Origin of the sequence: Nocardioides zeicaulis, from assembly GCF_042432345.1 — a bacterium.
GTDB lineage: Bacteria > Actinomycetota > Actinomycetes > Propionibacteriales > Nocardioidaceae > Nocardioides > Nocardioides zeicaulis.
The window spans coordinates 2,065,851-2,075,855 of the sequence record NZ_JBHLXH010000001.1; the positions used below are offsets into that span (position 1 = coordinate 2,065,851).

The window sequence follows — 10,005 nt, forward strand, 5'->3', positions numbered from 1 at the left end:
CGCTCTTAGTCACCATCCCTCGATGGCCAGAGGGTGCACAGTGCCGGTCATGGCTGCGACCGCGGCGCAGACCTCCGCGCCTGTGGCCTTGTCGTAGTTCGCTGTGACAGTCGTGTCCTTGTGGCGGGCGAAGCGGGCGGCCACGGCCTCGGAGCCAGACACGCGCTCGACGGTGGTGATGGCGTGGTGCCGGGCCCAGTGGAGCGTCACTCCGAGCCGTGCGGCCCAGGGGAGCGACTTCTGGATACGTCGGTGCACGGTGTCGAAACGGCGGTCGGTGATGCGGCGCGGTCGGCCGCTGCGGTCGGTCGTCTTGAAGGCGAAGACCGGGTCGGACCCCTGGGTGGCGCCTCGGCGCCGCGCGAAGTCCTCGAGGCGTTCGAGCAGGTCGGCGGTCGCGGGCTGCTCTTCAACGTCTCCGTTCTTCTCGTCGAGCCAGAGGCTTACGCGCACGTGGTCGAGGTCGCGCAGGTCGAGGTTCATCAGGCCCTCGCGTCGTGCGCCGGTCACGAAGACGGTCTCCCACATGAGGGTGTCCAACTCGGGGTCGTCGCCGCCGGACACGATGGTCGACCACAGGTCCGCGAACTCCGTCTGGGTGAACGAACGGCGTCCGCCGTCGGACTTGCCGGGCTTCTTCAGGCTCTGGGCCGGGTTGTGGTCCCTGTCGATGATGCGCTCGTCGACGGCAGCGTTGAAGAAGTAGCGCAGGGCGCCGACAGCGTTGCGCTTCGCTCCATCGAGCTTGGACTGGGCGACGGGGAGTCCTGTCGCTTCCCGCCGGAGCTTCGCCCGTTCTGCGTTGAGCTCGGCTCGGCGCATGCACACGTCGACGACCTCCTTGAGGTGGCTGACTCTGACGTCGGCGAGCTGCATGTGCCCGATGCCTTCGTACAGCTTCTCGATGGCGGGCACGGGGTCAGCGCCGACACGGGTGCCGTCCTTCTTCAACGTGCCCTTCTTCTGGAAGGGCCAGCCCTCGACCATCACCTTCCAGTACGACTCGTAGGTGCGGTTGAGGCCGCCTCCCCGCTTCTCTTCGCCCGAGGCGGCAACGGCAAGCTTGGTGACCGTCTGCTCGTAGAACTCCGCCACGGTGGGCGTGCGCTCGCCGCCTTGAGCTGGGTTGAGCGCGACTTCCGGGAGCAGGTCGATGAGGGTCTGCGACTGGCTGTCGACGATGCCGGCAAGTGCGGCAGCCTGGATGAGCTGCTCCACGTCGAAGCCACTGGCGCCGAGCATGCCGGCCAGCATCGTCGTCTGGCTGTCGCGTACAGCGCTGCGGGTGCCGTCGGCCGGTTCTTGGATGCTCATGAGTCCTCCAGGATGAGCTCGAGGGCGCGGGTGAGGGACAACAGAGTCGCTGTCTTGAGCTTGGCGTTGCCGATGACCTGAACCTGGTCGCCGACGTCGACTCCGAGGTGCAGGCACATCGAGGCGGTGAGAGAGAGTCGGCCCTGGGTGTCCAGCCGCACGGGCACGCCGCCCCCCACAAGGTCGCGATGCAGGACGACCCGTCCGCTGTGCACCGCAGCCCAGAGTTCCGAGACGCCGCTCCAGCCGCAGTGGGCGACGATGCGAGGGACGCTGACGCGGCGCTTGGGCCCGACCTGGGGCTGCGCGCACATCAACTCGCTACGGGGCCGGCGCGGGAAGCTGGGCAGACTGAGCGCCGGGGTGGCAGCGGCGCCCGGAGCGCCCAGCCGTCCGACGGCGTCGGGGTGCACAGTCGGGGGTGCGGGGTGGGAGGTGCGCATCTGCCTCACCTCGTGGACTCGTCGGATGTGGTCGTTGTAGGTCGTCACCCGACTGTTGGTCCGGTGCGACGAGCCGTACGCAGTCACTGCACGCAAGACGGCTCGGAGGTGTAGGTTAGAACCCACATCGGTTCGGGCGCAACGCCCGGCTTGGACGACGTGGGAGCGATGCTGGGACTCACGCGCCGGCCGCGTGCAGCTGCCCGCCCACTGGACAGAGGAGGCTGACGGCGCGCGTGCTTGTATCGCATCGACGCTTGACGTGCCGTACCGGGCACCGAGTTCAGCTCGGAGGGCGAGGTGCGGTCGGAGCCGGTCGAGGTGGCCGTCGACGCCGGCACTACCTCGCCGGCAACGTCTTTCGCCGGGACGGTGCGGACCGGACCTGCTTGACCGTCTACGTCGGACGGCCGGTAGATGACCACAGCGGAGCCGAACGGCGCAGACGACGTTGCGTCTCCGAAGGTCAGGCGGCCGCGGACGTAGCGCACCTCTGCCCCCGTCGTCAGCACCCAGTCGTGCCACCACGCCGAGGACGTGCGGACCGGGACCAGGCAGACGACGGTCGCGCCGGTCTGGGCGCTGGCGTGCGCCTTCTCCATCCACTTGCCGATGGTTCGGCCGTAGGGCGGGTTCATCCAGATGGCGTCGCGCGTCCGGCCGCTCAAGTCGATGAGGGGCCTCGCGTCAGCGACCCAGTCGGCCTGCAGGCCGTCCCGGCGGTCGGGGTCGACATGGTCGAGGGCGTAGAAGCGCTCGGCCTTGTGGTTTGCCGTAGACGAGCAGACATCGAGTGTGAACCCGAACTCCTGGTCCAGGCGGTCGTAGAAGTCTGCGGGCGTGGGCCAGTTGTCGGTGGCTGAGGAGAACAGGGCGCTGGCGGTCATGAAGGTGGTGCCTCTCGTTACGGATGGGTGGCTCGCCCGCTCGGCCAGATGGGCCGGCAGGTGGGCGCACTCGTCCGGTGGGAGGAGAGGCGCGGTCGCCCGAGGCGACGGTGAGTTCGGCAGATGGTCGAACTGAGCTCATGAGTGCACGTGTCAGGTCGACGCGAATCGGTAAACCGAACACTCCAAGCGCGAGGGGTGGGATCCTTGCGCTGTGGTTCGGGTGTTCGACGACTTCGGGTACGAGTGGCCAGCCCCCCGGGGCGATCGCAGCCGTCGGTGGGGGTGGGAGTCGACGCTGGAGCAACGCGACCTCACGAGCCCCATGGTTGGCACGTGGGAGCGGGTCGCCGTCGAGGGCTACCGGGGCCTGCTGGCAGACCTCGATGGCGCGCGTCTAGCTCGTCAGTGGTCGCTGCGGGAGCTTGCGCGGCAAGCGGGCATCTCGGTCGCGGTGACCTCGACGACGTTCTCTGGGTCATCCTGGCCCCGCTGGCCGACGCTGAAGGCAGTGGCGGACGCCCTGTGCAAGAGACTCGAGCTCAGCGATCGCCCAGGCGATCCCATCGTGACGATGGTCGCTCTCCTTGACAGCGAGCCAACGTTCACGGGGCGCTCAGTCGCCGCCGAGATCGGGATGCGACCGAACACCCTCTACCACCTGCGTCATGGACGTGAGGCGTCATCGACGGCGACCGTGCTGGCGCTTGCGGCTTGGTTCGGTGAGGTAGTCGTTGCCCGGCCGGGCCACGGCGCGTGCGCCGATCAACGGGTGTAGCCGCGCACCCGTCCCCGCCGTCACGGCGTTAGACGGCGAGTCGAGCCGTGAGCGGGCTCATGTCTCCAAGGCGGCGCGAGCAAGTTGGGCGACGCGCGCTTCGCTGAGTCCGGTCTCTTGGTGGATCTTCGCGTAGCTCCATCCGTCGCTGCGGAGTACTGCAACTGCGCGCAGGCGAACAGCGGCGAACTGGGCGAGCTCGTCGTCCAGTGCGGCGAACGCGTCGCCTACCTCTCGGATGACCTCGACAGGCGTGCCTGCACCCTCGAGCCGCACCGCCTCTGCGGCGATCGCGGCGCGAAACTCCTCGGACAGCCGACCGGGGCGCGCCCCAGCACGTCTCTTAGGTGGCACGGCCACAGTGCACGAGGTGTAGACCTCTACGGGGTATCAGGCTCGCCGCCCTCCCGCGGTCCCGCTGAGATCCCGAGCTGAGGTGCTGAGGGACGAACGGTCCGTTGTGCCCTACTGTAGAGCCATACAGTGTAGTGCTCTACAGTTTTCGCTGGAGCAGAGGACGGGTGGCCGTGTTGGACTACGACGAGCACGGCCTCGGCCAGCACGGAGTAGGCGATCGCCCCTTCGACCTAGGCGTGTTCATGCAGGGTGATGTCTGGCGTGACGAGGACGGTTGGACGTACTTTCTCGACGACCTAGCGCCCGACGACAGGCTTGCGCTGGCTGGCTGGCTGCGTCGACACTCGCGGCACTTCTACTTGCAAGCGGTGCGTCATGAACTCGCTGTGATGCTCCACGCAGCGAGTGCGACTGCGCAGTCCCAGGCGACGGCAGCCGTTCCGGACATCGTCTTCCTCAGTGCCGACGAGTGGCTCGCTCAGACGGCACTCTTCGTCGCACTCTCCTCGTGAGGGCCCAGCGACCGGCCGCCGACGCGTCAGTCGTTCCGTCGGAGCTTCGGCGACGGGTCTGACGGCCAGAGAGTGGCATCCAAGTAGCGCTCAAGCTTGGCCAAGGTGAAGGTGTCCGGCCAGGCCTTGCCGGCCAGGATGTCGTACATGGTGGACCTGTCCACTCCGGCCTCGCTGGCGACGTCCGACTTGTTGCGACCCTCCAGTGCGGCGGCGAGGCCGAGCGCGATCGCAACCGCGTGTGCGACCTCGACCGGAGCATCTGCGCTGAAGGTTCCGTCGGGCCACGAGCCCTCTGCGATCCACTCGCGTGGCGCTCCGTTACGTCGTCGCGGCATCGGTCTCCTTGGGGGCTGAGAGTCCCCATTGTGCCATGGGTGTAGTGCTCTGCAGTCAACGCGCCGGCGCATGTCTGCTCCGGCCGGCGACCGATGCCGGGGGCGCGCAGACGAGGTGGACGTCGACGGTGAGTCCCGACCCCTACTCGTCACTCATGGTCACGCTGGCCACGAAGCCAGCCGCCTGGTTGCAGCGGGCGTAACGTGCCCTCTGCCAGCTCTCCAGAAGCCGGGAGTGGTCGCAAGGAGATGTCCCTGCGGCCCTTGCAGGGGTGGGGCCGCAGGGACGGCCCTCGACCGCCCTCGACCGCCCGAGACCGCCCGAGACCCGCCAGCACGTGAACGACCCCAGCCGTTACGGGGGAGAAACGGCCGGGGTCTGCCTCCAGCGTAGGCCGACGCGACGCCGATCGGCGCAGACGTGAGGCGGCTCATGGCGACAGGCCTCAGCCCATCGGGACACCCGGCCGGGCAAGCCACTGCACGAAACCGTCCGTCTCGCGGCGTGGCTCCGACCGGGCAATGCAATGCACGCGATCCAGTTGCCGCGCGCCACCTCGTCGACGCCGTAAGGGCTACCAAGCCCACCATCAGCTCGACCCGGTCCTCGAGGCGGCGCTCGCTGCGGAGGCCGCGCGGCTGGGTGCGATCGAGGACCCGGTCCAGGCCGTGCACGCAGTGAACGAGTTCTTCAACGGTCTGGAGGATGCGCTCCTCCAGGTCGGTGAGCCGCGACCGCTTGCCATCATCGAGCTGCACGAGGACCTCGGCTCTTACCAGCGGGTCGCGGATGCGACCGAGCTGTCCAAGACCCGTGTTGGGCAGCTCGTGCGGGAGGCGCGGCGCCGCGGCCTGTAGCCCGTTGAGGGGTCGCCGGCGCCGGGTGGGACCTCCCGCCGGTGGGGCGCACCGTCGGGCTACCAGTCGATGTCGTCCACCGACGTCACCAACCGGGCGCTTACCGGCCGCAGTCCGGCCGGAGACGCCACGTCGCGCAACGCAGCGAGCATCAGGCCGGTGCGGTCCTCAAGGACGTCCAACCCGACGAGGTAGGTGTCGAAGTCGTCCAGAAATGGGTCCTCAAGGTCGTCGGGGCGTAGCGGCTCGATGCCGTCGAGGTTCTGCGTCAGCAGGAACGCCTTGAACCGCAGCTCGTCGGCGACGCGGTAGATGACGACCTTCCAGAACTCCCGCGGCAGCTGCACGAGGTTCCGATAGGTCGGGTCGTCGTCGGTGAGCACTGGGCCGGCGAACACGCTCAACCGTCTCTCGGTCAGCCCGTCGAGCGCGAGGACTGCGTTCTCCAGCAGCCCCCACACCCCGCCGCGGCCGGACTGGTTGAACCCTGCCCGCTGCGGGGTGATGTTGGTGAAGAAGAACGAGTCCGAGTTCGCCCGCAACGCCTCTTCGAGGGTCGTGCCCCACAGCAGGTCCGACCGCCTGGCGACGTGGCCGCGGTCCAGGTCGTTGTCGGCGTACACGCTCTCGCCGGTCTGCTTCTCGGTCGGCAGTCGCGGGTCGAGCTTGAACCGCTCACCGGAACGGCTGATGGAGTCGCTCGGGTACAGGGTCAGGCCGTCGATGTTCCACGCGACCCACCACGCCAGCCGGCGGGCGGGGTGCATGCCGACCGTGAAGTGCGTGTACTCGAGGACCGCCCCGCCAGCACCGCCGTCTGTGCCGCCGTCTGCCGGTCCGGGTGGGGCGACGTCGGCGCCGAGGAACGTCTGGTCGTACCCGAGGTCGTCCATGGGCGCAGTCTCGCGGCCGCGACGGCGCCGGACAACCACGCGGCTGCCTCAGCTGTCGGTGGCGGCCAGTACGTTGCCGTTCGTGGAGATCGCCTACGCCTCGTCAGATGAGGAGCGCAGGGAGGTTCGCGACTTCCTCGCCAAGCACATCGACGACATCGCGGAGACCGCGGTACCGGCGCCGTCGATGGACTACGCGTTCAAGCCGTTGGTGCCGCTCATCCGCGGTGAGGACGGTCAGATCGTGGCCGCAGCCCTCACATGCCGCGCGCTCCTCGCCGGTAGCGCAGTCATCACGGGCCGAGCAGAGCAGATGTTCGGCACCGCGCTGGACCGTCACTCCGAGCTCGACCTCCTCGCCGTCGCAGAAGGTGCGCGCGGCGACGGTCTTGGAACGCGCCTGGTGCACGACCTGGAGTCCAAGCTCGCCGCCCAGGGCGTTCGGGTGTGGTTCGGCAACGTCACTGCAGGCAACGACGTCGAACGGCTGCGAGCCTTCTACTCCCGCCTCGGCTTCACGGTCCTAGCGGACGGTCAACCGCTCCCGCCGCTCCTTGGGCGGCAGTGGGCACCGCCGCTTACCGAAGAGCCCGTGTTCGTCTTCTACAAGAAGCTCGCCCGGCAGTCGTAGGCGTGCCAGCTGTGCCGCACGCGGGCGAGGGTCGGGCGAGGGTCAGTTTCGGTTGAGGCCGAACGTCCGGGACAGCAGCTTGTTCTTCCAGTACGACTCGATCTGCTCGATGGTGTCGTCGGGGACGTTGGCGTCGACGACTTCGAGGACGGACACCTGGTAGGTCCGACGCCCACCGGCCGCCGCCGCGGCCTTCAACGCCTTGTCGCCGCCGTGCCCGTCGGCGGCGTAGTTCACCCACCGTCCGAACAGGCTGTCGGCGCCCTTGGCGGACCCGACGTACTGGTGGCCGGTCTCGACGTCGACAAGAAGGTAGACGCCCTTCACGCTGCGCAGCACCTGCTGCCACCCGGCCGGGAGAGAGGGGACGTCGTCGATGAGCCGAGTGAAGACGCGGAAGCCGGGGAACTTCGGCTCGTACTGCTCGGCGATCTCGATGACCGGCTTCGGCTGGTTCGATGCCCGCTGGGCCCACGACCTCGTCCCCGCGCCCCAGTCGATGACGACCCGGTCCACGTAGTCGGCCAAGTGGTCGACGTGCTGCAGCTGGTAGGCGACCTGGCCGGAGATGTCGTGCTTCAGCAGAGCGTCGACCGCCCCGCCCGGGCACGTTCCCACCCCGTCGACGGAGTACGTGCCGACGAACACGGTCTTGCCGGCCTCGGTGACAACGAAGCTGGCCAGCAGGTCACCGACACCGAACACGTCGCGAGCCTGCACCGCCTGGTAGCTCTCGAACGACGCCCGGTCATTGCGCCAGGCCTCGTAGAGGCGTCCCGGGGCGAGTCGTCGGTCTCGGTGGCGCACCAGCCGCACGCGCGCCACGTCGACGTGCTCGAGCGCGAGGAGGTCGTTGAACGTCAGCATCTCGTCACCTTCATGTCGAACGGCCCTTACGGGTGAAACGCCCGTATCCGGGCGCGCGGGTTCAGCCTCCGGCGGCTGCGTTGTAGGCCTCGAGGAGGCCGGCGGGGAGCCGCCCGCGCTGGCCGACCTGCCATCCGTTGTCGCGTCCCCAGGCACGCACGAGCGCCGGGGATGGGGTGGGCGCAGCGCTGCCTGGAACGGCGAAGCCATTCGCCGGAGCCGTCAGGGCGTCCATGGCCCCACTCGGCTCGGCGGTAGTCCTCGTCGGCGCGTTACCGGGCGCGAGCGTCTTGACGACCGGCTTGGCTGCTGGCAGCGCGGGCTGCAGGTGCGCGAGCAGCGTTCGGTAGGTCTCCGGGTCGACCATGCGGACGCCGAGGGCGGTGGCCTTGTCGTGCTTGCCTCCGAGCATGGTGCCGTCGGTGACGAGCATCGCGGTCTTCGACGACACCGTCCCCAGCACCCGCACGCCAAGCTCTTCCGAACGTGCTTCGAGGGTGCCTCTGCCGGCGTTCTCGCAGCCGGTGAACACGACTCTGTCTCCGACGCGCAACGGCTCACCGTGCGCCCACCCGGCCGGAAGCGGGCCGAGCCCTGCGGACAGGCGGGCGTGACGGGCAGTCTCGGCGTCGGCAAGAAGCGACTTCACGATGTTCGGGCTGACGTCGAGAAGCGCGGCGACGATGCGGAGTTCGTCGGCTTCGGCACGCGACACCTTCCCGTCCTCAAGCGCTTCGTGAGCTAAGGCGAGCACGAACGCGCGGTGGGCGGCCGCAACCGCGTCAGCGTCAAGGTCATGCACGGCGGCGACGTCGTGGAGGTCGGCTGCCTCGTCGGGGGTGAGGACGCCGTCCTCGAGCACCTCGGCGATCTTCTCCAGGTAGGCGAGTGCGCCGGCCGGGGCGCCTTCGTCGAGCGCGTCGAGGAGGGAGAACCGTTCGACGAGCTGTACCAGCGGCTGGGCCGGGCGGGTGACGTTCAGGTTCAGTGCCTCGACGTTGCGGCGCGCTCTCTCGGACAGGTCGCGACGGCTCGCCGGCGCCTCCGATCGGCGGCGGTCCGTGAGGGGGACGCCGTTGGCGTCCGGTCCGGTTGGCCACGGCACGGTCAGTGCGTCGTGGGGCATCCGCAGGTGGTCCGGGTGAGCGTGTGACCCGTTGCGGGGGTTCAGGTAGTACGCCAGGAGAGCGGCGGTGGCGTGAGCGTCACCGAGCGCGGAGTGCGCGTGCGTGAGCGGGTGGCCGATGGCGTCGCAGCAGTCGACCAGCCGGCGTCGCGGCAGGTGCGGCAGGTGGTGCTGGGATGCGTCCAGGGTGCACAGCGTCGGCAGGTACGGCAGCCGCCAGCTCGCCCGCGCGTACTCCGCTCGCAGGAACGCCAGGTCGAACGGGGCGTTGTGTGCAACTACGGCCGCGCCGGAGAGTCGGGTGCTCATCTGGTCGACGACGTCGGCGAACAGGGGCGCGTGCTTGACGTCGGCGTCGGTGATGCCGTGGATGTGGGTCGCGCCGACGGGGCCTTGTGGGTTGAAGCGGGTCGACCACTCGTCGACGACCCGGCCCGTGGGATCGGTGGTGACGAGTGCGAGCTCCACCACGCGGTGCGTCGACGCGGAGAGGCCTGTCGTCTCGACGTCCAACACCACGAACCGCGGCTCGCGCGAGGTCCGCGGGGGCACCGAGGTGGGCGGCGTGTAGGCGCGCGACGCCTTCAAGCCACTCGGGGCCTCCGCTGGGGATAGGGCGGGGGCCGTTGGGGTCTGCGGACGTTCCCTGCGAAACCTCGCGAACCAGCTCATAACGTCGACCTCCCCCCAGCCGCGCGATGCCATCCCGCGCAGTCGGCGACGAGCCTGCCACCCTCCACGGATCTTCGCGAGCAATTCGAGAGTTCGTGAAGTGTCGCGTCCGCGCTCCGTGTTCGGGCGGCATCGGACCGCGCGTCGGGCCCGACGCATCCCAACTGGCTGCTCACACGACCGATCTGCCCAGCACCCGAGCGAGCGCCTCGTCGAGAAGCAAACGCCGCGGACTCCAGCCGGGCGCGGCGACCGCCGCTGACCCGGCCAGGTTGGTACGTCCACATCAGTTTTTCTCGCCTCGGGACGAGTCCAGGGTTACTCCACTC

At 69.0% G+C, this 10,005-nt stretch carries 11 protein-coding genes; 4 read left to right on the forward strand and 7 right to left on the reverse strand.

Features of this window, described 5'->3' with window-relative positions; all coding sequences use genetic code 11:
* Positions 1–9 precede the first annotated feature (9 nt).
* The 3 genes from ACFFJG_RS10115 to ACFFJG_RS10125 are packed head-to-tail and all read right to left on the reverse strand — an operon-like array spanning position 10 to position 2,644.
* On the reverse strand, positions 10–1,314 hold the full coding sequence (locus tag ACFFJG_RS10115) for a tyrosine-type recombinase/integrase (RefSeq protein ID WP_378518551.1): 1,305 nt from the start codon (positions 1,312–1,314) through the stop codon (positions 10–12).
* Complete coding sequence (locus ACFFJG_RS10120; RefSeq protein WP_378518553.1) at positions 1,311–1,805, reverse strand: hypothetical protein; 495 nt, start codon at positions 1,803–1,805, stop codon at positions 1,311–1,313. Before ACFFJG_RS10120 ends, ACFFJG_RS10115 begins: the two co-directional genes overlap by 4 nt.
* Positions 1,806–1,840: 35 nt before the next feature.
* Positions 1,841–2,644, reverse strand: coding sequence for a DNA N-6-adenine-methyltransferase (locus ACFFJG_RS10125; RefSeq protein ID WP_378518554.1), 804 nt, complete (start codon positions 2,642–2,644; stop codon positions 1,841–1,843).
* Between the two features lie 214 nt (positions 2,645–2,858).
* Between ACFFJG_RS10125 and ACFFJG_RS10130 the strand changes: the two genes are divergently transcribed.
* Together ACFFJG_RS10130 and ACFFJG_RS10135 are read left to right on the forward strand one after the other, a co-directional pair.
* Positions 2,859–3,422, forward strand: a complete 564-nt coding sequence (locus ACFFJG_RS10130; protein WP_378518555.1) for a helix-turn-helix domain-containing protein — start codon at positions 2,859–2,861, stop codon at positions 3,420–3,422.
* A gap of 527 nt (positions 3,423–3,949) precedes the next feature.
* Complete coding sequence (locus tag ACFFJG_RS10135) at positions 3,950–4,291, forward strand: hypothetical protein (protein WP_378518557.1); 342 nt, start codon at positions 3,950–3,952, stop codon at positions 4,289–4,291.
* Between the two features lie 26 nt (positions 4,292–4,317).
* Here the strand turns inward: ACFFJG_RS10135 and ACFFJG_RS10140 are convergent, their stop codons facing one another.
* Positions 4,318–4,629, reverse strand: a complete 312-nt coding sequence (locus ACFFJG_RS10140) for a helix-turn-helix domain-containing protein (protein WP_378518559.1) — start codon at positions 4,627–4,629, stop codon at positions 4,318–4,320.
* Positions 4,630–5,307: 678 nt separating this feature from the next.
* Between ACFFJG_RS10140 and ACFFJG_RS10145 the strand changes: the two genes are divergently transcribed.
* Positions 5,308–5,487, forward strand: a complete 180-nt coding sequence (locus tag ACFFJG_RS10145; RefSeq protein WP_378518560.1) for a hypothetical protein — start codon at positions 5,308–5,310, stop codon at positions 5,485–5,487.
* Positions 5,488–5,546: 59 nt separating this feature from the next.
* Here ACFFJG_RS10145 and ACFFJG_RS10150 read toward each other — a convergent pair whose 3' ends face one another.
* Positions 5,547–6,380 carry a DNA/RNA non-specific endonuclease gene (locus tag ACFFJG_RS10150; protein WP_378518561.1) on the reverse strand — a complete coding sequence of 278 codons (834 nt, stop codon included), beginning with the start codon at positions 6,378–6,380 and terminating at the stop codon, positions 5,547–5,549.
* A gap of 82 nt (positions 6,381–6,462) precedes the next feature.
* Between ACFFJG_RS10150 and ACFFJG_RS10155 the strand changes: the two genes are divergently transcribed.
* A complete protein-coding gene (locus ACFFJG_RS10155; RefSeq protein ID WP_378518562.1) occupies positions 6,463–7,011 on the forward strand; it encodes a GNAT family N-acetyltransferase in 549 nt (182 codons plus the stop codon).
* A 42-nt stretch (positions 7,012–7,053) separates the two neighbouring features.
* Here ACFFJG_RS10155 and ACFFJG_RS10160 read toward each other — a convergent pair whose 3' ends face one another.
* Positions 7,054–7,878, reverse strand: a complete 825-nt coding sequence (locus ACFFJG_RS10160) for a GIY-YIG nuclease family protein (protein ID WP_378518563.1) — start codon at positions 7,876–7,878, stop codon at positions 7,054–7,056.
* A gap of 61 nt (positions 7,879–7,939) precedes the next feature.
* A complete protein-coding gene (locus ACFFJG_RS10165; protein ID WP_378518564.1) occupies positions 7,940–9,523 on the reverse strand; it encodes an exonuclease domain-containing protein in 1,584 nt (527 codons plus the stop codon).
* Positions 9,524–10,005 lie beyond the last annotated feature (482 nt).